We start from the raw sequence: 25,695 nt of genomic DNA on the forward strand, positions 1-25,695 counted from the left end.
AGGTTTGCCTATTTATAAGTACATATTAGGCCATGAGTTTAACATGTGATGGTAACAATTTTTAAACTATCTGCTCTCACCTTTGGATATTTTGGACTGCCATAATCGGAAATGGCTGCATATTTTCCACAGACTCAATAGACACCTGGCAAGTGGATACGTCTGTTGTAGTATAAGTCCGGTAAGTCCCGTTAATAACCATGAGGCTGTAGTGAATGCCCCAAAGACGAGTAGGTGTACTCCGCCCAGCAGGAGTGCAATGCCGATTACGGCGATGAGATGACGCAGTGCAATCCAGAGGGCTTTGAGGGTACCGTGAGCCCCGCCTTCTCCTTCTGGTGCCGAAACACCGAACTGCATGTAGAGTATGACATGGTGGATGATCCAACCATATACAATCCAGGAAGCAACATAAGGTATACCAGGCAAAAGTAATTGAAGGGAATGAAATCCGTCCATGAGAATTGAGTAAAGCTTCGGTATGAGCCAGTAGGCGGGCAGAAGTATCAATAATGTACGTATGGTGTGGAGCAGTAGCATCGGTTTCCACAGATTTTTGATTCCGCGGACAAAGGGGATACGCTCTTCTGTAGAATTAAAGTGCTGAAGTGAGTAGAGCAGTCCTGCCTGAATGAGGGGGCTGATCAACATGCGAACCAGCAGCATGCCCCCGAGAATCCATAGATAACGATGAACCTCCGGATGGGTAGACAGGTTAAGTTGACTTTCCATTTTGAACAAAAGTGTACTCAGCTCACCGGCATCAGCATCTGGATAGCGAAGGAGCAGTGGGATGACGGCCGATTGTACCATTCGATAGAAGAAATATCCCCAAATGAGTTGATAGAGAAATAAGAGTGCGGCAATGAACATATGCTGACGGACGAGAAACCAGCCTTCACGTATTTTCGCTTTCACCGTTTCCACCTCACCATGACAGACCTCCGAATATGGCTTCTATTAGTTTGGTTACACTCATGCTCCAGCGGGACTTCGTCTGCTCATCCAGTCCGGATTTCAGGAAATTGTTCATATGGCGGTTCTCCAGCACGATCGAGTACAGGGGATCGGTCATGGCCCAGGATACGGGGGATGTGTGAGTTAATTTATACGTGATGCGATCTTCTTTGCCATTCCATTGCTTGGTGAGGATATGCCCGTCTTCAAAAGCAATGCGAACAGGAACGGCGCTGTAATCACTACCTTTTTTTGCGATCGTCACGGATGACTCGTACAATGTTTGACCGTCTTTCTGTACGGGCGTAATACGAATCTTCTCTACAGCAAAGTCAGCCATCCCATTACCATAGACGTATTGATCAAAATAATCAGACCAGGAAGTGCGGGTCACTTGCTCCACAACCTTTTGAAAATCAGCGGATGTGGGATGTTTGAAACGGTACTTCTTCACATAGGTAGAGAGAATACGCTCCATCTTCTTGGCACCAACTTGATGTTCAATGCCGAGCAATACTAGCTTGCCGCGTGTGTAGACATTGGCTGCATACTCATCCTGTGAATCGAACTTCCAGGACTCTTGTGTTAAGGATGAAGGAGATGTAATCAGTCCCGATTGTACCGGCAGATTCGGAATCAATCCGTATTCCTGCTCCATCAGTTTGTCTTCTGCATAAGAGGTGAATCCCTCATCCAGCCAGGCTTCCTCGAATTCGTTGCTGGCAACCATGCCGTAGAAGTACTGGTGTCCGATCTCGTGGACTACGGTTCGTTCCAGGTCATAACCTGGCGTGGTGTCATCGGCTCCAAAGGCTGTAACTAGCGTAGGGTATTCCATACCTCCAGCGCCATTCCCCGCTTTGGGTGGAACTACGATGGATAAGGTAGCATAAGGATATGGGCCAAACCATTTGCTATAATTGGCTAGAGCGGCCTTCGCGGCGTAGAAATAACGTTCTTTCAGATCCTGATGAGCTGGGTCCAGATATAACTTGATTCGTACACCAGGCACATTGGGTGCAGAGAAGGGTTCCTCGGCGTACACAAAATCGGGTGAGGCCGCCCAGGCGAAATCATGCACATCATCGGCGTAAAATTGATAGACCTTTTCTCCATTCTTCACCACGGCTTGCTGCGTCGGAAATCCGGTAGCAGCCACTTTGTATGTTTCGGGCACCCGAATACGTACACTATATATACCGAAGTCAGCGTAAAACTCTGAATTGCCATGGTACTGGTGCAGATTCCAGCCTTCCGTTGTTCGTCCACGTCTGCCCTCAGGTTCATAGGCACTTAATTTGGGAAACCATTGACCTGCCATGACAAAATGATCAGCAGTTCCCATCCGGGCAAAAATCTTCGGCAGATTCACTTCAAATCGGGTGTGGAGCGTGATGCTTTCCCCGCCTTTGACGGGTTTGGGTAAGCGTACTTTAATGAGGGTGGTGTCCTTGATATTTCCGTCATCTGGTTGCACATACTGCATCCGGTGTAGCAGAGAGAGCCCGTCCTCCGTTTTCATTTCGGTAATGTTCATGGAGCCGTAACCATTGGTAGGCATGACATCACCCCGAAGTTTTCCGCCGGATTCCTTCATAAAGGTGGTGTCAGCAGAAGAGAAGGCGTTGGGATACATATGAAAGTAAAGCTCGCTGACGGTTTTTTTACCTGGATGTGTCCAGGTAATCGTCTGAGTCCCTTCCAGTACATTCCCTTCGACCAGTTTTACATCCATGTGATATTCCACAACACGGTTGCTGTACACTTCGGCAGTAGGGGTCTGTACACTTTCTGGAGGTGCTGGCGTTGGGGCTATTGCCTTAGGCTTGCCCGATTCGGGGGCGAGTACTGGCAATTCGGAATGAGTTGAGCGATTATAACCCAGAGTGATCCATATCCCTCCGGCAAGTACACACAGGGCCAGGGATGCAGTGAGCCAGCTCTTGGCGCGTCGTGGAATCATCGTTAAATACCTCCCGTTGACAAGCATCTACAGCATGTATATGTTTGCAATGGGACAATTATTAGTTAAAATATTTGTATCAACCCTTGGAGGTTATAAACATGGACCAAAACGAGCAAAACGGCAAAAAACAGATTGCCTTGAATATCGTTAGTGCAAAAAGCAAGCATAAAGGCTTCGGTGCAGGCTCCATTGAGCTGAATAACCTTTCCCCGGTCATTATTGATAATGGCGAAGCCAAAATCGATATCGGTGCGATGCATGCGAAGAGCAAAGTGGAACGCAATATCAAGTTCTCTACCAATCGTGAGGATGTGCCCAACGGACGCCAGGTATGGCTGGTGTGGGTAGCTGTCGATCGCACGGAGGAAGGCCAACTGTATGGTGGAGCAACGGCATGTGAGATGTGGATTGATACAGAAGCAAGACGTGGATGGAAACTGCTGGCTGAACATGTGAATCGTATGGATTATGCCTTGAAGCGTCGCTTCATGTTGGATGAGCTTGGACCTGAAGCTCGAGCTGCACTTAAGACACTGCTGATCTCACACAACGAAGACTGGTGGAATGCTTCTCCAGATGTATTGAAGGAAGCACTCGCCTAAGGCAGATCTTTTAACACAGTCTAAAAGAAAAAAAGCAAAAGGTCCCTTGACCGGAAAGTTCGGTTGGGGGTCTTTTGCTTGTGCATTAATCATATTCATTGATCTGAATAATTATGAGTTTTCATCCGAAGTGAATTTCCAATTGTTCAATATAACCAGGGGATATAGGTGACGCAACTAAGTCATTGCGTATTTACGTCATTCTACCCACCAACGTTTGAAATCTCCCCACCAAGAATGTTTCTCTTCCTGTATGCCTTGTTGATTCTGTACCTGACGAGTCTTCTCATCTTCTCCAGAATCCGAATCATCCGTTGTGCCATGGCATACCTCTGTCGGTTCAGTACCATCAATAAAAACTTCCAATCGTTTCTCTTCACAACCGTTGCCTGCCAGCTTGCCGGATTCCAGATCAATATAGACACTTACGACATGATCAGGCACGGTGAAGATTTTGGGTGGTACGCTCGCAAGGGCCTGTTCTGTGAACTGGGCAAAGATCGGCGCTGCCCGGCGGCCATCCGAAGTGGAGATGGCTTTGCCTTGGTCGTACCCAACCCATACCGCGGTGGAGAGCTCCGGTGTGAATCCAACGAGCCAGGCATCCGTGTTGGTTGTTCCCGTTTTTCCCGCAACCGGGCGTTTGATCGCCTTAGACACCCGGTTGCCCGTTCCTCCATTTTCGAAGACACTTTCCATTAAACGAGTCAGTACATAAGCTGCCGCAGGTTCCACAACGGTCTCAGCCTTCGTCTGAGGCGATTCATAGAGCACACGTCCTGCGGCATCTGTCACTTGTAGAATGGCTACAGGTGGCGTCCGTTGTCCACCAGCAGCAATGACGGAAAAGGCCGATGCCATCTCCAGCGGGCTGACAGGTGACGTTCCCAGTGCAAGAGAAGGTACGGCGCTCAGGTTGCTTGTAATGCCGAGGTTTTTTGCCATACTCACAACCTGCTCAGGACCGATCTGCATAATGGTGTTCACCGCATAGATATTGTCTGAAGCGGCGATCGCCTGTCTTAGATCAATCTCACCCAGATACTTGTCTCCAAAGTTGCCGGGTTTATAGGTTTTGCGGTCATTGTCATAGTGAAAAAGGGTAGGTTCACTGTTAAATATGGATGCACTGGTGAGTTGCTTGGATTCCAGGGCTGCCAGATACATAATCGGTTTAAACGCCGAACCTGGCTGGCGCGTTGTCGCTAGAACATGGTTAATCTGATTGGTACGGTAATTCTTGCCGCCTACCATGGCTTTGATGTAGCCCGTACGAGGGTCGATGGACACGAGGGCCGTCTCCAGCTCACTTTTGGCATCCATACCCTTCGCTATGGCGTCTTCCGCTGCTTTTTGTACACGCAGATCCAGGGTGGTGTAGATGTTCAATCCCCCATGATCCAGCATCGCTTCACTGATTCCCAGCTCTTTGATGGCCAGATTCCGGATATAGTCACGGAAATACGGAGCACTTTCCACCGTTTTACGCTCGCTCTCCGGTTTGAACGAAAGCATTTTCTCATAGGCCTTATCCGCTTCGGCCTGGGTGATCTTGCCGATATCAGCCATGGCATTCAGCACAATCTTCTGTCGGTCTTTGGCATTCTTCATATGGTTATAGGGTGAATAGTAGGTAGGTCCTTTCGGGATTCCTGCCAGCATGGCACTCTCTGCGAGATCCAGCTGTTTGGCTGATTTGCCAAAATACATTCGTGAAGCCGCTTCGATTCCGTACGCACCATGCCCATAATAGATTTCGTTCAGATACATCTGCAAAATTTCATCCTTGCTGTATTTCATCTCCAATTGCGCCGTGTACATGGCTTCCTTGGCTTTGCGAGTCCATGTTTTCTCATGAGATAGATACAGGTTACGCGCCAGCTGTTGAGTCAATGTACTTGCACCTTGCGACATCTGCATATGTTCGAGGTTAACGAGCACAGCCCGTCCCATCCCTTGCACGTCGAACCCGTAGTGATTATAGAATTTGCGGTCCTCTACAGCCAGAGTGGCATGGACCAAATCTGGAGCGATATCCTCCAGTTGAACGGGTACAGAGTCTTTGCCACCTGCGGAGAAGGTAGCGATGACTTCACCCTGACTGCCCAGTAATCTGGAATTCCGATCAGAGTCTGCGAGGGGCAGGCTGGTTGCGTATAGATAGACCAATCCTGCAGCGGTAGCAAGTATAGCGAGCACGGCGAGCAGAGACAGGTTTTTAATGAATTTTCGTACAGGGAACCCGCGTTTGCGGGTCTTTTGATTTGGCTTGGTCATGGAACGGGCTCCTCTCTTTTCTTCCAGTATGGGACTTGATTGGCAGGGATATTCAATCGGGTGCATAAGCGAACAAAATGTAGCATTTTCGCCTTAAAAACCGTTTTGCAGTATAAACGTCAATCGCGTATAATGCAAAAGGGTAATGAAAAGGTAAGATTCGGCACAAGATACTAAAGCGCGTAAGGACGAACAGACGAATGGTCATTGATTCATTGATTAGTCAGACGCTCTGCACGCTCTGGTCAATTTAATCTATATAATGAAGTGAACCGCGGACCTTTCCCGCAGGCCAGCAATGATAACGCGATATGGCGCCGAACGCTGGACGTGCTTGGGCGAACCGAATATAGTGCACAGCACTTGATCGGGTATGGCTGATCATTAACTTTACGGAAAGAAGGTAGAGATTATGGAATTGTGGTTTACGGAGAAACAGACCCCGGTATTCGGGATCACCGCGAAGATTAAGCAGACCTATGTTACAGAGAAAACGGATTTTCAAGATTTGGCCATGGTAGAGACCGAAGAATTCGGTAACATGTTGCTTCTTGATGGCATGGTGATGACGACTGTAAAAGACGAATTCGTATATCACGAAATGGCGGCACACCCTGCGCTGAACACTCACCCGAATCCGAAAAAAGTTCTGGTTGTCGGTGGCGGCGATGGCGGAGTCATTCGTGAAGTCATTAAACATGCTGCTGTAGAAAAAGCAGTTCTCGTCGAAATTGACGGTAAAGTTATTGAATACTCTAAAAAATATTTGCCTGAAATCGCCGGCAAGTTGGACGAGCCTAATGTTGAAGTGCTCGTGAACGACGGCTACATGCATATTATTGAACATAAAAATGAATACGATGTGATCATCGTAGATTCTACGGAGCCTGTAGGTCCGGCTGCGCCATTGTTTGAGCGTGGGTTCTACCAAGGCATCTACGAAGCATTGAAAGAAGACGGAATCTTCGTTGCCCAAACGGACAACCCTTGGTTCAAGGCGGATCTGATCCAGAAGGTGAACAAAGACGTCAAAGAAATCTTCCCGATCGTACATGTGTACGGCTGTAATATTCCAACCTATCCAAGTGGTTTGTGGACATTCACCATGGGTAGCAAGAAACATGACCCGCTCGAAGTGGATGAGACTCAAATCCCGGAGATGGATACCAAGTATTACTCTCCGCGTCTGCACAAAGCAGCATTTGTACTTCCTAAATTCGTGGAAGATTTAACGAAATAAAAGGGGAAATCATTAATGAAACTGGATCAAGCTTATTCAGGAAACGTATTTATTTGCAGCTCTGAGGATTATGAGAACTCCAAAGCAGTTATCTATGGCATGCCGATGGATTACACCGTCAGCTTCCGTCCGGGTTCCCGTTTCGGCCCATCTCATATCCGTCAAGCATCGGTTGGACTTGAAGAGTATAGCCCATATCTCGACAAAAGCATTGTAGAAATGACATACTTTGACGCTGGAGACCTGCTCTTGCCTTTCGGTAACGCGGGACGCAGCCTTGAGGTAATTCATGAATACATCGGCAGTCTGCTCGCTGACGACAAATTCCCAGTTGGTCTCGGTGGCGAGCATCTGGTTACTTGGCCAGTCATCCAACAGATGTACAAGAAATACCCGGATCTTATCCTGATTCATATTGATGCACACGCTGACCTTCGTGAAAACTATGAAGGCGAGCCATTGTCCCACTCCACACCAGTACGTAAAGCAGCTGAGTTGATGGGTGGCAAAAATATCTATCAGTTCGGTATCCGTTCCGGTTCCCGTGAGGAGTTCCAGTATGGTCGCGAGAACATCAACTTCTATCCATTTGAAGTGGCAGCTCCGATGAAGGAAGCTCTTCCGAAGATGGGCAACCGTCCGGTGTATGTGACCATCGACATCGATGTGCTTGATCCGTCAGCAGCACCAGGAACAGGTACAGCAGAAGCGGGCGGCATTACGTCCAAGGAACTGCTGGAAGCCATTCATATGATCGCAGGATCTGATGTAAATGTAGTTGGTTGTGACTTGGTTGAAGTTGCACCAATCTATGATCCAACACAACAGACACAGATTGTAGCTGCGAAGCTGATCCGTGAAATGCTTCTTGGATTCGTGAAATAATCACAGAATAATCGATAAGTATAACGCTCTCTGTCTGCGCGGGTTCAACTTTGCGCAGGGGAGGGCGTTTTGTAATGTTAACTTTTGTACAGAGCTGTGCTATACTGACTACATAAGTATTCAGTAGTATATTAATTGATATATTACATTCGTGAAGTATATGGTGATCGGGTTCGGTCATATACTAAAAAGAGCCTTTACCGCTGCCAACGGTAAAGACTCTTAGGACCCGAAAGGCTGTGGATTGCCACGGCGCGCATGAACTAAATAATGCTATTCAAGCAAAACCCACCGTCAGGCTTCCGACCTTATGAGGTGGGTTTTCGCTTGCTACGAAACTTTTTGCGCAACCAACGGTAAAGCTTTCGCCCACTCAGTACAATACTGAGGATCGCAGCAATCCATCGGATTACATCAAGCAACGCCACAAGTTTGACCAACGACGTCACCCCCTTTCGGGAAGCTGCGCCGTGGTCTGGAAAACATCCACCGATATTCAAAAGTCCATAACATTAATTATAGCACGTATGTTCCCTTGTCTCTACCATTTATTTCATGTGTTAGTATGGACTCTCCTCTTACGCAGATATCGTGCCTTGGTATGACTCTATCTTAATATTTGTGTATAATATGGAAATAGAGGAAGGGAAAGGTGAAAGTGAATGCGTGTGATTCGGACTCAATTGAGTATGTATCCCAAGTGGCTGACTGCAGTTTTTATAGTGTTTGTCATCAATTTTGTATTAGCAGTGACGATATTTCTCAACTTTACGTTGATGGTGGCTGATCTGGCTATGCTTTTTGCTGCATATAGTATTCGGGAATATAAATACAACAAAATATATTTTAGTTTATGCCTTTTATTAAGTATCAGTTTTGTTATCCTTGCTGTGGTGACGTATCCCATTTAATTTAGAGTACACAATGTTTGGTGATGAACCACCCTTGCCTACATGATCCAATCATGAGTAAAGGTGGTTTTTTTCTTGCAAAATTGTCATCAGGGTTAATCAGATTGTTACGTTAGAACCATCATATTTGGGTAAAACCATAGAAGGAGGTGTTACGATGACAACCAAGAGTACAATGACATGGAAACGGATTAGTGCACTCGCATTATCGTTAACGCTGGCTTGGGGGATGGGTCCGGTACATACGCTATCAGGTGCTAACGCTGCATCTTCACAGGCATGTGGAAAGGGAGATCATGGACTATCTGCTACATTAAAAAAGGGCAGCGGTGTGGAAGAGCAACACCTGCAATTTACGGACATTGATTTTCTTAATGATACGACTGGACGAGCTGGGGGTGAGGGCTTCCTGATCGGTACCTCGAATGCAGGATGTACGTGGCAGTCCATATATACCGGGCAATGGCAATTCACACAGCTTGATTTTCCGAATAATGTGAACGGATATGCGCTGGCGCGAGTGAAGGATTCACCTGCAACCTATCTGATCCGTACCCATGATGGGGGATCGCACTGGACGCGGCTCGATACGCCGGGCATTCAATTCAAACGAATTGATTTTCGCAATAAAGATGTAGGTTATGGTTACACCTATAATGGTGCATATCAGACGAAGGATGGCGGGGTAACCTGGAATAAAATGAATACACCTGCCAACACGCGTGCAGCTGCCTTTGCAACAGAGAAACAAGGGTATGCCGTCGTGGTTGTACCTGGATCGGGATATCATCTGAAGCAAACGAGTGATGGCGGCAAGAACTGGACAACCTCTCTTCGAGTTGTCTCAGACACATGGAGCGGAGCGGATCTGTATGCACATGGCCAACAAGTATGGGCCCTTTTGTATGGTGATGCAGGCATGTCCCAACAATCGTACTCCCTCTATGCGAGCGGTAATCAAGGCAAGAACTGGACCCAAGTATTTGCGCAATCCACAGCAGGGGGAGGTCCTGCACCGGGTACAAACAGTACGGGCAAAGGAAATGGACCAGCCAACCCGGGTGGTCATCCCGGCAACATAGCGTTGATTGGTAATCAGACGGCTTATCTGTCTGCAGGTTCACCCGCAGCTGGCAAAGTGGGTATTGGACGTTCTTATGATACAGGTTCCACGTGGAAAAATATTGACCTGAAAGATCCGGGATACAGTTCCCGTATCTCGTTCCCATCGGCCAAGACGGGTTGGCTCGTAGTCACAAGTGATAACTCTCCTGCGATCTATCAGACTATAGATGGTGGAACGACGTGGACACAAAAAATGTTGTTGCCTTCAGAGCAGGATTAAGTAGCCTGTTATTCTGAAATAATAAACGGGCAAATCCAAATTAGAAATGTATAAAAATCAATTTGGTAAGTCTCTGTATGAATTTCTATAACAAACAAGCCTCTTCCTAATCAATTACACAGGAAGAGGCTTGTTTGTGTAGAAATAAAAACGGTTGAAACCTACTCTGAAACGAGTTATTGTAAGCGATAACAATATAATTTATGGGGGTTGAAATAATGGTTGATGTTATTTTAAAGGCCGATTCAGATCAAGGATTAATAAATCGCAATATATATGGTCACTTTTCCGAACACTTGGGACGTTGTATTTATGAGGGGCTGTGGGTAGGAGAAGATTCACCTATTCCGAATACGGATGGGATTCGAAATGATGTATTGACGGCCTTGCAGAAGCTTAATATTCCAGTACTTCGCTGGCCAGGCGGTTGTTTTGCCGATGAATATCACTGGAAAGATGGTGTAGGTCCGAAGAGTGAGCGTGCTCGTATGATCAATACACACTGGGGCGGTGTGGAAGAGAACAATCACTTTGGTACACATGAATTCTTGAGATTATGTGAGCTACTCGGCACGGAGCCATACATCAGTGGCAATCTGGGTAGCGGTACAGTGCAGGAGATGCAGGAATGGGTGGAGTACATCACATTTGACGGCGAATCCCCGATGGCGAACTGGCGTAAGAGTAATGGTAGGGAAGAACCGTGGAAAATGAAGTATTTTGGCGTGGGAAATGAGAACTGGGGATGCGGCGGCAATATGCGTCCTGAATATTATGCGGATGAATATCGTCGGTATGCTACATATGTACGTAACTATTCCGGGAACGAGATTTATAAAATCGCTTGTGGGCCCAACGAAGGCAACTATGAATGGATGGAAGTCCTGATGCGGGAGGCTGCTCGCTTTATGGATGGAATCAGTCTTCATTATTACACTATCCCTACAGGAGAGTGGAATGATAAAGGCGCAGCTACAGGATTTGGTGAGGCTGAATGGTTCACTACCTTGAAAAAGACGCTCCATATGGATGAATTACTGGTGAAGCACTCCGAGATTATGGACAAATATGATCCAGAGGGCAGAGTCGGCATTATTGTGGATGAATGGGGCACGTGGTATAACGTTGAGCCGGGAACCAATCCAGGGTTCCTGTATCAACAGAATACGATGCGGGACGCTGTGCTTGCAGGTGTTAACCTGAATATTTTCAACCAACATAATAAACGGGTACACATGGCAAATCTTGCGCAGATCGTCAATGTGCTTCAATCGCTTGTGCTCACGGAAGGGGACAAAATGCTCCTGACCCCTACGTACCATGTATTTGATATGTATCAGGTCCATATGGATGCACAGCGACTGGATTTGAATTATGAAAGCCCAGGATACACATTCGGAGAAGAGACCATTCCGCAGCTCAGCTTATCAGCTTCCCGCAACAAGGATGGGGTCATTCATGTGACAGCTTGTAATCTGAGTCACACGGATGAGTTGGAAGTTGTGTGTCAGCTGGACGCAACTCAAGCGGCTAAAGTAAATGGGCAGATTCTGCACCATACTGATTTTGGTGCATTTAATACCTTTGAACAGCCGAATCATGTTCAGCCTGTGGCGTGGGATGGAATCACACTGGAGAATAACACACTGCGTTTTGTCCTTCCACCAGCATCGGTTGGGGTGCTCGCTGTCGAGGGTTAATGCATGAAAAGGCAGGAACCTTGCAAAGGCTGTAATGATCAGTACGATGTGAAGATTAGCGATGCCAAAATGGCCAGACTTGTGGAGATTGCCTCACGTTCGCGTCCGACGGTACAGGATGAGGAATATGAACGTCGGCTATCCATCTGCTCTGCTTGTCCGGGATTGCAATATGGCACAACTTGTCGGCATTGTGGTTGTCTCGTACAGGTGCGAGCGAAGCTGAGTGAGTCGACATGTCCTTTTCCTTATGAATCCCAATGGGCCTGATCGGAGGAACGAATCTTATTATAATGAAGCAAAAGGGAGTTGCACTTTACCGGTGCGGCTCTTCTTTTTTGGCTTGATGAGGAAAAAACTCTGAATTTGGATTTGAATTGAGCGAGGGAACTGGATATAGTTATACAGTAGAGTGTAGGATAGCGAGCTATCCGGGAATATGAGCGCGTATAGCGACACAACAATACGGGAAGGGCTGTTCTCACCAGCCGTGCCTGATTTTGCGTCGCCTCGAATATAATGGAGGTTAACATTCATGTCGAACATGCGACCGGTACACATCCGGCTGCACAGCCGTTATGAAGGTGAAGATGTGCTACAGGAAATGCAGGGTGAAGCCGTGTTAAAAGGGTCTGTTCTTTATGTTCGTTATGAAGAACCGCAGGTTGGACCTGAGGGAGGTACAACCCGTACAACATTGAAGCTGGGCGGACAATCCATCAAGATTATACGTCATGGTGAGGTGGAATCGGAGCAGACTTTTGAGTTGAATCGGAAGCTTCCTGGTTTCTACCGATCACCATACATGTCGTTTGCCCTGTCCACGCATACACAGAAGCTGGAACTTTCCATTCAGGGATTGAGCGCACGCGCAGCGTGGAGCTACGACTTTTACCGCTTTGATGAAGAATCTGGACATTTCGCGATTAGTTTGCATATACAGGAGGAACCAATTTCATGACACGTAATCCACTAGATACGATTAACGAACGGGTAAGTACGGCCATCGGCAACGCCATTGTGACGGCCGGAATTGTTACGCAGGACGAATTGCCAGCCATCACATTGGAAGTGCCACGTGAGAAGACACACGGGGACTTGGCGACCAATGCTGCCATGCAGCTGACCAAGATTGCCAAGCGCAATCCGCGTCAGATTGCTGAAGAGATCATTGCCAATCTGAATCTGGCTGAAGCCGGAATCGAGAAGGCTGAGATTGCGGGCCCAGGATTCATTAACTTCAAATTGGACAAGAGTTACCTTTATCCAGTACTTGCGCTTGTGCAGGAGCAGGGTAAAGATTACGGAAGAATTAACATCGGAGAAGGACGCAAAGTCGAGATGGAGTTTGTCAGTGCCAACCCGACAGGCAGCCTGCATCTGGGTCATGCCCGTGGAGCAGCTGTAGGTGATGCACTATGTAACATCCTTGACTACGCAGGATATGATGTAACCCGTGAATACTACATTAATGACGCAGGTAATCAGGTGTTTAATCTGGCTCGTTCCATTGAAGCTCGTTATCTGCAAGAGCTGGGTCAGGATGCTGAGATGCCTGAAGACGGTTATCACGGTGAAGATATTAAAGGATTCGCCAAGCAGCTTGTTGCTGAAAAGGGTGACGAATTGCTGTCCATGCATCCGGGTGACCGTGCGGCTTATTTCCGTGACTTTGGTCTGGAGAAGGAACTGGACAAGATCAAACGTGACTTGAATCGCTTCCGTGTTAACTTTGACATCTGGTTCAGCGAAACTTCCCTGTACGATAACGGAGAAGTGCTGCGAGTGCTTGATGAATTGCGTGACCGTAATGAGATCTATGAGCAAGATGGAGCAACTTGGTTGAAAACGATGCAGTACGGTGACGACAAAGAACGTGTATTGATCAAGAACGATGGCACGTATACTTACCTGACGCCAGATATTGCTTATCACCGCGACAAATATGCTCGTGGATACGACACGATGATCAACATCTGGGGTGCCGATCACCATGGATATATTCCACGGATGAAAGCCGCGATGCAAGCACTGGGTAATGACCCTGAGAAACTGGTGGTCTTGATTGCACAGATGGTGAGCTTGTTCCAGAACGGTGAAAAAGTGAAGATGTCCAAGCGTACAGGTAAAGCTGTAACGATGGAAGATCTGATGGATGAAGTCGGCATTGATGCCATCCGTTACTTCTTCACAATGCGCAGCATGGACTCCCATCTGGACTTTGACATGGACCTTGCGATTTCGACATCCAATGAGAATCCGGTATTCTACGTACAATACGCGCATGCACGTGTATGTAGCGTATACCGTCAGGCTGAAGAACAAGGTATTGAACTGTTGCCACTGGCACAGATTGACCTGTCCAAGCTGACAACAGAGCACGAGTATGACCTTCTCCGCAAAATGGGAGAGTTGCCTGAGGAAATCTCGGCAGCAGCAACAGGATATGCGCCTCATCGTATCATCCGTTATGTATACGAGCTGGCATCCCTGTTCCACAGCTACTACCGTGCAGAACGTGTCATTACGGAAGACACGCAGCAAACTCAAGCACGTCTGGCACTGATCGGTGCTGTACGTACCGTTATCGCAACAGCGCTTCGTCTGGTAGGCGTAACCGCTCCTGACAAAATGTAAATTCCAGGCTAGCGGCACATCCGCCGCTCTGCCTAACAAAAAAGTCTCCAAGTCCACGTTGCAACTTCAACGTGGTACATGGAGACTTTTTTTATTGTGTACCCGGAGTTGAAGAAAACGAAATGCCTGACCCATCCAAGGCACACTAGCCTGCTCTGACATCACAGTGGGCGTAACCTAAAGTTTCAGCCGCTACGTAATACTCCCTCGTGCGTACTGCCTGGGCCGGGCTACTGCGTTTCGCCACGAAGCCTCAATCAAGTTCTGCTGACGGCTGACAGAGCTGGCTCACTCCCCGCCCTCCTGCATTAGCTTCAGGGCATCAATCTCACCACCACGCACCTTGCTCTTTGCTGTGGTAGTCTTGCGGGCGCGCAACGGGATCGTAGCACGTTTGACGAGTGTCTTGATTTCACTAGGGGATAACCCCGGATGTTTGGAGAGCAGCAAGGCGATAGCGCCACTCACATGGGACGTCGCCATGGATGTGCCGCTCATCTCGTGATGCTTGCCTTGTACCCAGGAAGAGACGATTTTATCACCGGGTGCATAGACATCCACATATGCGCCACGATTGCTGAAGGACGCAATACGTCTGTTTTTGTCGGTTGCCCCAACAGATATGGTCTGGGGATACCGTGCAGGGTAATCAATACTGCGGCGTTTGCCGTCATTTCCTGACGAAGCAACAATAACGATTCCAGCATGGTATGCACGATTGACAACGTCAAGAAGCGCCTTGCTGCGTGTTTTCATGCCAAAGCTCATATTGATAATATCGACCTTGTTGCGCACACACCAGTCGATGCCAAGTACAATATCGGATACATAAGCCGATCCGTTGTGGTCAAATGCTTTCACCGGATAGATCAGGGAGCGTGGAGCTACACCAATCATGCCTGCGGTACTGTTGGCAGCAGCGATAGTCCCTGCTATGTGGGTGCCGTGTCCGTTATCATCATGAGGAAGCAGGCTGCGGTTTAACAGATTGATTCCGCGTGCCAGGGAATAACGAAGATCAGGATGGTGATAATCAGCACCTGTATCAATCACACCGATTTTAATCCGGTGTCCGGTAGACACAGACCATACTTTGGGCGCCCGAATCTGCTTCACTCCCCAGGGTATGCCTTGAGCATTGCTTGGTTTGCTGTGGAGTGCGTTGGCATGAAGGGAGATGGGAACGTCTTCTTCAATCGTAATTTCATCCCCATAGCGGTATAGGTCCTCCGGGCGTTGGACTGGAGCGATAATGGAACGAGCTAGTCGCGAGGAACGGACAGCCCCAAGGTCGGTGAATTCATTCCGCATTCGGGACAATTCTACGAGACAGGCCTCGTAATGCTGCGGTTTGGCAAATCGGATCAAATATCGCCCTCCCTGTTCTGGTTCAGGGCGTCGCATTCCGTCAATCAATTGATGCAATAAACCAGTATAGTCCATAATGGGCAGCCCCCTTCGGGATGAACATGCTGAGGTATTCTATGAATGCGCTCATCCCGCCGCATGGGGAACTTGCCCTTTTTTTACAAAAACACATTCTCTTCGTGTCAAAACGGGCGCAGGGACATATGATGGATGGAGAGCTAGAGGGCTCTTGCGGGGAACCTGGTGAGGAGTAATCCTCCAAGGGTATACAGTCAGAAGGCGGAGGGGACTCCGTCTTTTTTATTATGGAGTTGTCTCTTTGACAAAGAGGATATTCCTGTGGGTTTGATGTCACTTCACGTTTAATATGCGGACATATTGTTGCTGCTCTCCGCATTTGCGTCACATCCGTACATAAAAACTTGCTTTTTAACGCTAAATAGGTTTTACTTAGGTTTGTTAATGGATATGTTATACGTAACAGTCCAGTTCGTAGGGGTTAAAAAGTGAATTTTGTGTGAGAGGAAGTGTCTGCAGTGAGTACCTCGCTCAATTTGAAAATTGATAAAGAAAAGGTAAAAGAGATCCCTTTGGTGGACCTTGCCTTTATGGTGCTGAAAGCGGCTAATACGCCGTATTACTATCGTGACTTAATGAATGAGGTAGCGAAGCAGCGCGGAATGACTGATGAAGAAATCAACGAGTTTATCGCCCAGCTATATACCGAGATTAATATCGATGGCCGTTTTGCTTGCGTCGGTACAAGTCTGTGGGGCTTAAAGCGCTGGTATCCGGTAGCTGGAACAGAAGATTCCATGACGGGTGCGAAGCGTCCGCGTATCATCAACGATGAAGACGATGATCTGGAAGATGAAGACTTCGGTGAAGAAGAAGACAGCTATAGCAGCGATGAAGGCTTCGACAGCACGGATAAAGAGGAAGAAGAAGACGAAGAAGAGGAAGAAGAAGACGACATCTTTGACGAAGAAGACAGCGAAGAAGAAGTGCTGGTTGAAGATGACGATCTGGAAGATGAAGACCTCGAAGAAGACGAAGAAGAGTCCGAAAACGAGGATGAATTTGACGACGATTCTGATAATCGGTAGTCATTTTTGACGTCTATAATTTACCCGTTTCCCCGGAATAGTCAGCCTTGACAGCAGACGGGGTAACGGGTAAACTATTGCATGGGCTTATGAATGAGCGACAATATATTTATGTTTTTTATAGAAGGTGCCCCGTCCTGCGGGAGTACTTTTTTTTGTATTTTTAGAGGCATAATTTTGCAAAATGATTTTTTTCCGTATGCTCCCGGCCAACATTTCGTGGCCCGTTTTTGTATATCAAAAACACCAAATGGAATGAAGGCCATCGGAATATTTGCACCATTTTTTGCTGTAGAACAACGTGTATTTAAACCGTCTTCGCAGAAAGAGCAGTTCGCAGATGCAGGGAATTTCTGCCATTGCTCTTTTTAACGATGATTACCTGGGAAACAGGTTACGATAACACCATATATCGCCTGAATTTCTGTACTTATATTAGGAGGGTAATAACAGTGACAAAGTATATTTTCGTGACGGGCGGAGTTGTGTCCTCCCTGGGCAAAGGGATTACGGCTGCTTCTCTGGGCAGATTGCTGAAAAACAGAGGGCTTAAGGTAACGATCCAGAAATTTGATCCATATATTAACATCGACCCGGGAACAATGAGTCCTTATCAGCACGGCGAGGTTTTTGTAACGGATGATGGCGCGGAAACGGATCTGGACCTTGGCCACTATGAACGTTTTATTGATATCAATCTCTCCAAAAACAGCAACGTCACGACTGGTAAAGTATACTCTTCCGTCATCAGCAAAGAGCGGCGCGGGGAATATCTGGGCGGAACGGTACAAGTTATTCCACACATTACAAACGAGATCAAAGAGCGTGTATTCCGCGCTGGACGTGAAGCGGGTTCGGATGTGGTTATTACGGAAATTGGTGGAACAGTGGGCGACATTGAGAGTTTGCCTTTCCTGGAAGCTATCCGTCAAATCAAGAGTGATGTAGGTCGCGACAATGTGATGTACATCCACGTAACACTTATTCCTTATATCAAAGCAGCTGGTGAAGTGAAAACAAAACCAACGCAACATAGTGTTAAGGAATTACGCAGCATCGGTATTCAACCGAATGTGATTGTATGCCGTACGGAGTATGAATTGTCTAAAGACATGAAAGCCAAGATCGCTCTCTTCTGCGACATTGATGAGAATGCCGTGGTTGAATGTCGTGATGCAGACACGTTGTATCAAGTACCTTTGAACCTGCGTGAAGAAGGCTTGGATGAGATCGTGGTAAATCACCTGAAACTGACTACTCCTGCACCGGATATGAGCGAGTGGGAAGGGCTGGTTGACCGGATCAACAAGTTGGAGCATACAGTTGAGATCGCTATTGTTGGTAAATATGTAGCGTTGCATGATGCATACCTGAGTGTTGTTGAGTCGTTGTCTCATGCAGGATTTGCATCCAATGCTGATGTGAAAATTCGCTGGGTTCCTTCTGAAGATATTACGGATGAGAATGTAGGCGACTTGTTACATGGTATTGGGGGTATCCTTGTTCCTGGTGGATTCGGAGATCGTGGTATTGAAGGTAAAGTGTCGGCAATCCGTTATGCTCGTGAGAAACAAATTCCGTTCTTCGGTATTTGCCTGGGTATGCAGGTTTCCGTTATTGAGTATGCACGTTCCATCGTTGGCTTGAATGGTGCGAACAGTTCCGAAATTAATCCGGCTACGGAATTCCCTGTGATTGACCTGTTGCCTGAGCAAAAAGATATCGAGAATCTGGGTGGCACGATGCGTCTGGGTCTGTATCCTTGTAAGCTTCAGGAAGGTTCTTTGGCGATGGCTTGTTATGATGACGAGCTGGTGTATGAGAGACACCGTCACCGGTATGAGTTCAACAATGAATACCGTGAAACGATCGAAAAAGCAGGACTGGTTATCTCGGGTACATCCCCGGATGGACGTCTGGTTGAGATCGTGGAACTTCCAGGACACCCATGGTTCCTGGCGGTACAGTTCCATCCGGAATTCACTTCCCGTCCGAACCGTCCGCAACCATTGTTCCGTGATTTTGTAAAAGCTTCTCTGGAGAATGCGCAGAAGTAATAAATTTTTTGTGTTAACGTAATAGATATTGGGGATGTTCCTGGCAACCATAGCGGATGCCGGAACATCCTTTTTTTTCGTAAAAAGTGGGTGAAAATGCTTTTTGTCATTTTGTGAAGGTAGCAGGATTTTAATGGAAGAGGTAGAATACTTATCATGACGACTATGGGATAGTTATCCAGATTCGAAGGTGTGCATGCTTTCCTAATTCTAGGAGGTTACAGAGTGGAAGATAAAAAAGTTTTGATTGTTGATGACCAGAATGGTATTCGAATCCTGTTAATGGAAGTGTTCAGCAGTGAGGGGTATAACACGTTTCAAGCACCCAACGGCAAGGTTGCTCTGGAGATTGTGAATAATGACAAGCCTGACCTGGTATTGCTCGATATGAAGATTCCTGGGATGGACGGTCTGGAAATCCTGAAGCATATTAAAGAAATTGATCCGGGTATCAAGGTGATCATGATGACCGCTTATGGTGAACTGGACATGATTAAGGAAGCCACGGATCTCGGAGCGCTCATGCACTTTACGAAACCGTTTGATATCGACGAGATGCGAGTGGCTGTGAATATGCAACTTCGCAACGGTACCGCCAATAAATGCAGCTGAATCCTGTTGATACAGGATTTTTTTGCGTGTGGAGAACATACAAGGTACTTGGTGGGAAAATGAGGTATTTCACTCCTTTATCCGGGGAATATTGGAAATGGGGAAGTTATAAAGCGGTGTCTATGAAAACTGTGCTGCAAAGCACAGCATTTTTGCAAATGCTTGTTTAGTATTTGACATGGGATGTGGTATAATAAGCCCGTATGTGATTTCGGCTAAAAACCATAGACACAACCCAAACCCCTAGGAGGATTGAAACCATGCCATTAGTATCTATGACAGACATGTTGAACAAAGCACTTGAAGGAAAATATGCAGTTGGTCAATACAACATCAATAACCTTGAGTGGACTCAAGCGATTCTTGGTGCTGCTGAAGAAGAGAAATCCCCAGTAATCTTGGGTGTATCCGAAGGCGCAGCACGTCACATTGGTGGCTTCTACACTGTAGTTAAAATGGTAGAAGGACTCATTCACGACATGAAAATCACTGTTCCAGTTGCAATTCACCTGGACCACGGTTCAAGCTTCGACAAGTGTAAAGAAGCGATCGACGCTGGATTCACATCCGTAATGATCGACGGTTCCCACCACTCTATCGATGAGAACATCGAAATGACTAAAAAAGTTGTTGAATATGCACACGCTAAAGGCGTTTCTGTAGAAGCTGAAGTAGGTACTGTAGGCGGACAAGAAGACGACGTTATCGGCGGTATCATGTACGCTGACTTGAACGAGTGTATCCGTATCGTTAAAGAAACAGGTATCGATACATTGGCACCAGCTCTTGGTTCCGTACACGGTCCTTACCATGGCGAGCCTAACCTGGGCTTCAAAGAAATGGAAGAAGTTCGTGACGCGGTACAAGTTCCACTCGTATTGCACGGTGGTACAGGTATTCCTAAACACGACATCGACAAAGCCATTTCCCTGGGTACGTCCAAAATCAACGTAAACACAGAGAACCAAATTGCTTTTGCAAGAGTGGTTCGTGAAGTGCTTGCAGCTAAACCAGACGCTTACGATCCACGTACATTCATCGTACCAGGCCGTGAAGCAATTAAAGAAACCGTTAAAGGTAAAATCCGCGAGTTTGGTTCTAACAACAAAGCGTAATTTATCTTTACCAGTTCCATACTGTGAAATGGAAAAACACCGCCTAGCCGGTGTCTTTCCATTTTCACACCTTATTTCTACATCGGAAGCCAACAGCACGTATTGCCGTTCATCGGCTGCAAAACACGTAGGGGGACATTAAGCTTTATGGAAAAATTGATGATTAGTGGCGGACGTCCGTTACAGGGAACTGTAACTATAAGCGGCGCCAAGAACAGCGCCATTGCGCTTATTCCTGCAGCATTGCTTGCCGAGTCAGAAGTCGTGTTGGACAACCTGCCGCTTTTGAGTGACGTGGCGGTTTATGCAGAAATTTTGGAGGAACTCGGAGCACATGTGACTTGGGAAGGCAGTCAGATGAAGATTGACCCTTCTGACATCAAATCCATTCCTATGCCGAATGGTCCCGTGAAGAAGCTTCGTGCTTCGTATTATATGATGGGTGCATTGCTAGGGCGTTTCAAAGAAGCGACCATAGGTTTACCAGGGGGCTGTAATTTTGAGCCTCGTCCAATTGATCAACATATCAAAGGGTTTGAAGCGCTTGGCGCAACCGTAACAAACGAACATGGCTCCATTCATTTGCATGCCAAAGAGCTGCGCGGAGCAAAAATCTATCTTGATGTAAGCAGTGTCGGCGCAACCATTAATATCATGCTGGCGGCTACTCGTGCCAAAGGCTCTACAATTATCGAAAACGCGGCTAAAGAGCCTGAGATTATAGATGTAGCAACACTTCTGAATTCCATGGGTGCCAGCATCAAGGGTGCAGGTACCGAAACGATCCGTATTGAAGGGGTCTCGGAGCTTAAAGGCTGCCGTCATTCCATTATTCCGGACCGTATCCAAGCAGGTACGTATATGATCGCTGCAGCGGCGACGCGCGGAGATGTTCTGATTGACAATGTGATTCCCAAACATCTGGAAGCTTTAACGGCAAAACTGCTAGAAATGGGTGTTGGCATTGAGGAATTGGATGAAAGTATACGTGTCATTGGTAAACCAAGCTATAACCATGTGGACGTGAAGGCACTTGTATATCCTGGTTTCCCAACGGATCTACAGTCACCAATGACCAGTGTTTTGACACAGGCAACCGGTGTGAGCGTCCTGAGCGACTTTGTATACAGTAATCGATTCAAGCATGTGCCTGAGTTAGTGCGGATGGGTGCAAAGATTCGAGTAGAAGGACGGTCAGCGATTATTGAAGGCAGTGCATTAAACGCGGCCAAAGTAAAAGCATCCGATCTTCGCGCTGGAGCAGCGCTGGTGATTGCAGGTCTAACCGTCAGTGAAGGTGTGACCGAAGTAACGGGGGTCGAATATATCGACCGCGGTTATGATCATCTGGTGACTAATCTGCGACTGCTCGGTGCAGATGTATGGAGGGAAACTGATTAATAAGAAGCATTATGCATGATTCAGTCCTACACATGTTTATTTTAACTGAACTGCATATCTTTTTGATGATTAGGTAAACCTGTTTTAATAGAGTTCTCAGTCTCTCCGGCATAAGACGAAATGTTTCTGTTTCCTTTACCGGAGGGTCTTTTTTTGAAATAAACTTCATATGGCTGTAAGAACATCATTTCTCATCCCCAACCCCCGGTTTTGTTTGAACTGCGCTCCATAGCCGGTCTATCCGGATTGATCGCCTCAATGCATCGTTCACTCAATAGCGGATATTGCCGAATGTTGGCCATCCCACCCGGAAACTTACACTCAAAGACAAGTATTTGCATTATAACGGTTACATTCCGTACAATGGACAGAAGGGATTGTGGCAGACGCCGCTCTCTATAGCCGGAACATCTAGCGAAACTATCCATTTCACACGGACTTATTAATTGAATAGGTGGTTATTATATGGATCTACAAATTTCCGATTTGGAAGAAATGAAACTAACGGACCTCTACAAACTGGCCAAAAAATATCAGATACCGTACTATGGTACGTTAAAAAAGAAAGAATTAATCTTTGCTATACTGCGTGCACAAGCTGAACAGAGTGGCCTGATGTTCATGCAAGGCGTACTCGAGATTTTACCTGAAGGTTACGGATTTCTTCGGCCGATCAACTACTTGCCAAGTACGGAAGACATCTACATCTCAGCTTCTCAGATTCGCAAGTTTGACCTAAGAACAGGTGACCTCGTATCAGGTAAGTGTAGAACGCCTAAGGAAAACGAGAGATACTTCGGTTTGTTGCAAGTCAACGCTGTAAATGGTGAGAATCCATCGGCGGCTGCAGAGCGACTTCACTTCCCGGCACTAACCCCACTGTATCCGCAGAAAAAACTGGTTCTCGAAACATCCCCCAACCATTTGTCCACACGCATTATGGATGTGCTCGCCCCGGTAGGATTGGGACAGCGCGGATTGATCGTAGCACCTCCCAAAGCGGGTAAAACGCTTCTCCTCAAAGAAATTGCCAACAGCATCTCAACTAACAATCCTGAAATTGAACTGTTTGTCCTGTTGATTGATGAACGTCCAGAGGAAGTAACGGATATGTCGCGTTCGGTAAAAGGGGAAGTTGTGGCTTCGACATTTGATGAACTGCCTGAGAATCATATCAAGGTGGCGGAATTGGTGCTTGAGCGTGCGCTTCGTCTGGTTGAGGCCAAAAAAGATGTTGTTATCCTGCTGGATAGCATTACGCGTCTCGCCCGTGCATATAACCTGGTTATTCCACCATCCGGTCGTACACTTAGTGGTGGTATTGATCCAGCTGCGTTCCATCGTCCGAAACGTTTCTTCGGTTCTGCCCGGAATGTGGAGGAAGGCGGAAGCTTGACGATCCTGGCAACGGCATTAATTGATACGGGATCACGTATGGATGACGTCATTTATGAAGAGTTTAAGGGTACAGGTAACATGGAGCTCCATCTGGACCGTCGTCTGGCAGAGCGCCGCATATTCCCGGCGATCGACATTCGTCGTTCGGGTACACGTCGTGAAGAAGTGTTGCTGAGCAAGGAAGAGTTGGATACAATCTGGGCAATTCGTAAAAACATGAATGATTCCCATGACTTTGTTGAAGGATTCCTGAAAAAACTTCGTAACAGTAAGACAAATGCAGAGTTTTTGGCCGCATTTGATTCGGCTGGTAATAGCCCGACAAGCAATTCAGGTACAACAACAACCCGTCGCTCACCTAGACAGACAGCAACGTCAGGTACATCGACGTAAGTGTCGTTCGACCAATAACATACTTTTACAGCGTTGCTGTGAATGTTACAATACACTCGTCGTTAGGTTTAACCCATTAGATGTGAGGAGAACATCATGTATTTAGTATACGCAGATGAAAAAGGTAATGTATTTGATCATCCTTCCCTGTACGGGCTTGCCCGCAGTGGAGATATGATTGTTGAGATTATGGAAGACGAACTCATCCCTTTGCCAGAGGGTGCAACGTTGGTTGGACTCCCGAGCACCCGGCCCATTGGTATGGACCCGGATACCGGTGAGATGCTACCAATGCCAACGGACACACAGGCTGTAGGTGCTTTGCTTCCACAGGGATTCACTCGTTTGTGTCTCCCTGGATACGTGAAGACGGATAAGGAGTATAAGTTGCCTTTGTTCGGTTATTCCGCAGTAGTTTGGAAAGATGGCGGTTTCTATGTCACCGCTTCGAAGTCGGATAGTCCTGAAAAATGGAATCCACTCAACTGTGATCGTGACGATGTACGTTCCGGGGTCAAACGATTGACGGAGCAATACCCCGAGAACCGTCTTTACACCCATCTATCCAACTGTGCGCTTGGATATGAATGTCTAACTTCATCAAACACGTTCCTGAATCGTTGGGAAGGTGGAGTGCCGGTATCCTATTCTTGCAATGCGGGCTGTTTCGGGTGTATCTCCGAGCAACCGGATGATAGTGGCTTTGTTTCCCCGCAGACACGTATGAACTTCCGACCACGTGTGGATGAGATTGTGGAGGTTATGCTGGAACACCTGAAGACGCCGGAGTCCATCATTAGTTTTGGACAAGGTTGTGAAGGGGAGCCTTCCACGCAGGCCAAGCTGATTATTGAAGCGATTCGCGAAGTGCGTTCCGTAACGGACATGGGGTATATCAACATTAATACCAATGCCGGTCTGAATGATCACATTAGAGGTATTGTAGATGCTGGATTGGATCTGATGCGCGTAAGTACAATTAGTGCACTGGATGACCATTATAACGCTTACTATAAACCACGTGGTTATACCTTAGCCAATGTTGAGAAATCGATGAAATACGCAGCGCAGCAGGGTGTATACACGTCCATTAACTATCTGATCTTCCCAGGCGTAACAGATCGTGAAGAAGAGATTGAGGCGATGATTGAGTTTGCAAGAAGAACCGATCTACGCTTGATTCAGATGCGTAATCTCAATATTGATCCAGAGAGCTATCTGGAATTAATTCCTCCTGCTCAAGGTGATATCTTGGGCATGAAGCAGATGATTGAGATCTTTGAAGACGAGTTGCCTGGTGTTGTGATTGGATCGTATACTCATGTTCCACCCGCTGGAATGGCACGTCCAAAACGGTTGATTACCTCTTAACAATAATGGATTGCAACAGGCGCAAGGTCGTGTTATAATCTCAGGGTTGTGCCATTTACTCTGGGTCCGCTTGAGGCTCAGGGCGGAAAGAGGTGAAAGGTAATGAAAGAAGCAATTCATCCTAATTACACGATTGGTCAAGTATCTTGCGCTTGCGGGAATACTTTTGAGACAGGTTCGGTTAAAGACGGACTTCGTGTAGAGATTTGCTCCGCGTGCCACCCGTTCTTCACAGGTAAACAGAAGTTTATCGATGCTGGCGGCCGTGTTGATCGTTTCAAAAAGAAATACGGAATCTAATTGGACAATTCTTGGAGTTGTCTGCTAATTGCATCCAACACACCCCTGCTGATC

Annotated in this window: 21 protein-coding genes; 16 read left to right on the forward strand and 5 right to left on the reverse strand. The window is 47.0% G+C overall.

Annotated elements, in window-relative coordinates; genetic code table 11:
- Window positions 1-66: 66 nt before the first annotated feature.
- Together MKY01_RS00530 and MKY01_RS00535 are read right to left on the reverse strand one after the other, a co-directional pair.
- Window positions 67-918 carry a hypothetical protein gene (locus MKY01_RS00530; protein WP_144029848.1) on the reverse strand — a complete coding sequence of 284 codons (852 nt, stop codon included), beginning with the start codon at window positions 916-918 and terminating at the stop codon, window positions 67-69.
- A gap of 10 nt (window positions 919-928) precedes the next feature.
- Window positions 929-2,920: a M1 family metallopeptidase gene (locus MKY01_RS00535; protein WP_339284970.1), complete on the reverse strand. Its 1,992-nt coding sequence runs from the start codon at window positions 2,918-2,920 to the stop codon at window positions 929-931.
- A gap of 101 nt (window positions 2,921-3,021) precedes the next feature.
- On the opposite strand from MKY01_RS00535, the gene MKY01_RS00540 reads away from it, so the two are divergent.
- Complete coding sequence (locus MKY01_RS00540) at window positions 3,022-3,525, forward strand: YwhD family protein (protein ID WP_017691308.1); 504 nt, start codon at window positions 3,022-3,024, stop codon at window positions 3,523-3,525.
- A 198-nt stretch (window positions 3,526-3,723) separates the two neighbouring features.
- Here MKY01_RS00540 and MKY01_RS00545 read toward each other — a convergent pair whose 3' ends face one another.
- Entirely contained in the window at window positions 3,724-5,802 is a 2,079-nt protein-coding gene (locus MKY01_RS00545; protein ID WP_339284972.1) for a PBP1A family penicillin-binding protein, read from the reverse strand.
- A gap of 412 nt (window positions 5,803-6,214) precedes the next feature.
- Here MKY01_RS00545 and speE point away from each other — a divergent pair, with 412 nt between their 5' ends.
- The gene (speE, locus tag MKY01_RS00550) at window positions 6,215-7,042 is read left to right on the forward strand and encodes a polyamine aminopropyltransferase (protein WP_017691306.1); all 828 of its coding nucleotides are present in this window, start codon (window positions 6,215-6,217) and stop codon (window positions 7,040-7,042) included.
- A 15-nt stretch (window positions 7,043-7,057) separates the two neighbouring features.
- Window positions 7,058-7,927: an agmatinase gene (gene speB, locus MKY01_RS00555; protein WP_339284974.1), complete on the forward strand. Its 870-nt coding sequence runs from the start codon at window positions 7,058-7,060 to the stop codon at window positions 7,925-7,927.
- Window positions 7,928-8,235: 308 nt separating this feature from the next.
- Here speB and MKY01_RS00560 read toward each other — a convergent pair whose 3' ends face one another.
- Window positions 8,236-8,367 (reverse strand): hypothetical protein, encoded by a 132-nt coding sequence (locus MKY01_RS00560; protein ID WP_017691304.1) that lies wholly within the window; start codon window positions 8,365-8,367, stop codon window positions 8,236-8,238.
- A gap of 628 nt (window positions 8,368-8,995) precedes the next feature.
- Here MKY01_RS00560 and MKY01_RS00565 point away from each other — a divergent pair.
- The 5 genes from MKY01_RS00565 to argS all read left to right on the forward strand — a co-directional run bounded on the left by MKY01_RS00565 (window position 8,996) and on the right by argS (window position 14,520).
- Complete coding sequence (locus MKY01_RS00565) at window positions 8,996-10,183, forward strand: hypothetical protein (protein ID WP_339284975.1); 1,188 nt, start codon at window positions 8,996-8,998, stop codon at window positions 10,181-10,183.
- A 218-nt stretch (window positions 10,184-10,401) separates the two neighbouring features.
- Entirely contained in the window at window positions 10,402-11,883 is a 1,482-nt protein-coding gene (locus MKY01_RS00570; protein ID WP_339284977.1) for an alpha-N-arabinofuranosidase, read from the forward strand.
- A gap of 3 nt (window positions 11,884-11,886) precedes the next feature.
- Window positions 11,887-12,153: a DUF6171 family protein gene (locus MKY01_RS00575; protein WP_036667692.1), complete on the forward strand. Its 267-nt coding sequence runs from the start codon at window positions 11,887-11,889 to the stop codon at window positions 12,151-12,153.
- A gap of 265 nt (window positions 12,154-12,418) precedes the next feature.
- Window positions 12,419-12,844: a DUF1934 domain-containing protein gene (locus MKY01_RS00580; protein WP_017691299.1), complete on the forward strand. Its 426-nt coding sequence runs from the start codon at window positions 12,419-12,421 to the stop codon at window positions 12,842-12,844.
- A complete protein-coding gene (gene argS, locus MKY01_RS00585; protein ID WP_036667693.1) occupies window positions 12,841-14,520 on the forward strand; it encodes an arginine--tRNA ligase in 1,680 nt (559 codons plus the stop codon). Before MKY01_RS00580 ends, argS begins: the two co-directional genes overlap by 4 nt.
- 288 nt (window positions 14,521-14,808) lie before the next feature.
- On the opposite strand, the gene MKY01_RS00590 is transcribed toward argS, so the two are convergent.
- Window positions 14,809-15,963 (reverse strand): S8 family peptidase, encoded by a 1,155-nt coding sequence (locus MKY01_RS00590; protein WP_339284979.1) that lies wholly within the window; start codon window positions 15,961-15,963, stop codon window positions 14,809-14,811.
- Window positions 15,964-16,424: 461 nt separating this feature from the next.
- On the opposite strand from MKY01_RS00590, the gene rpoE reads away from it, so the two are divergent.
- The 8 genes from rpoE (at window position 16,425) to rpmE (ending at window position 25,641) form a co-directional block, all read left to right on the forward strand.
- Entirely contained in the window at window positions 16,425-16,994 is a 570-nt protein-coding gene (rpoE, locus tag MKY01_RS00595; protein ID WP_036607268.1) for a DNA-directed RNA polymerase subunit delta, read from the forward strand.
- A 452-nt stretch (window positions 16,995-17,446) separates the two neighbouring features.
- On the forward strand, window positions 17,447-19,051 hold the full coding sequence (locus tag MKY01_RS00600; RefSeq protein WP_100528576.1) for a CTP synthase: 1,605 nt from the start codon (window positions 17,447-17,449) through the stop codon (window positions 19,049-19,051).
- Between the two features lie 225 nt (window positions 19,052-19,276).
- A complete protein-coding gene (locus MKY01_RS00605; RefSeq protein ID WP_017691292.1) occupies window positions 19,277-19,663 on the forward strand; it encodes a response regulator in 387 nt (128 codons plus the stop codon).
- A gap of 260 nt (window positions 19,664-19,923) precedes the next feature.
- Complete coding sequence (gene fba, locus MKY01_RS00610; RefSeq protein ID WP_036607263.1) at window positions 19,924-20,778, forward strand: class II fructose-1,6-bisphosphate aldolase; 855 nt, start codon at window positions 19,924-19,926, stop codon at window positions 20,776-20,778.
- A gap of 147 nt (window positions 20,779-20,925) precedes the next feature.
- Window positions 20,926-22,179 (forward strand): UDP-N-acetylglucosamine 1-carboxyvinyltransferase, encoded by a 1,254-nt coding sequence (locus tag MKY01_RS00615; protein ID WP_036607261.1) that lies wholly within the window; start codon window positions 20,926-20,928, stop codon window positions 22,177-22,179.
- 465 nt (window positions 22,180-22,644) lie between these two features.
- Window positions 22,645-23,970: a transcription termination factor Rho gene (rho, locus tag MKY01_RS00620; RefSeq protein ID WP_036607258.1), complete on the forward strand. Its 1,326-nt coding sequence runs from the start codon at window positions 22,645-22,647 to the stop codon at window positions 23,968-23,970.
- 96 nt (window positions 23,971-24,066) lie between these two features.
- Window positions 24,067-25,341 (forward strand): radical SAM protein, encoded by a 1,275-nt coding sequence (locus MKY01_RS00625; protein ID WP_047841136.1) that lies wholly within the window; start codon window positions 24,067-24,069, stop codon window positions 25,339-25,341.
- A 102-nt stretch (window positions 25,342-25,443) separates the two neighbouring features.
- Window positions 25,444-25,641, forward strand: a complete 198-nt coding sequence (gene rpmE / locus MKY01_RS00630) for a 50S ribosomal protein L31 (RefSeq protein WP_036607255.1) — start codon at window positions 25,444-25,446, stop codon at window positions 25,639-25,641.
- Window positions 25,642-25,695: the final 54 nt, after the last annotated feature.

Origin of the sequence: Paenibacillus sp. FSL R5-0486, assembly GCF_037975155.1 — a bacterium.
GTDB classification, from domain to species: domain Bacteria; phylum Bacillota; class Bacilli; order Paenibacillales; family Paenibacillaceae; genus Paenibacillus; species Paenibacillus amylolyticus.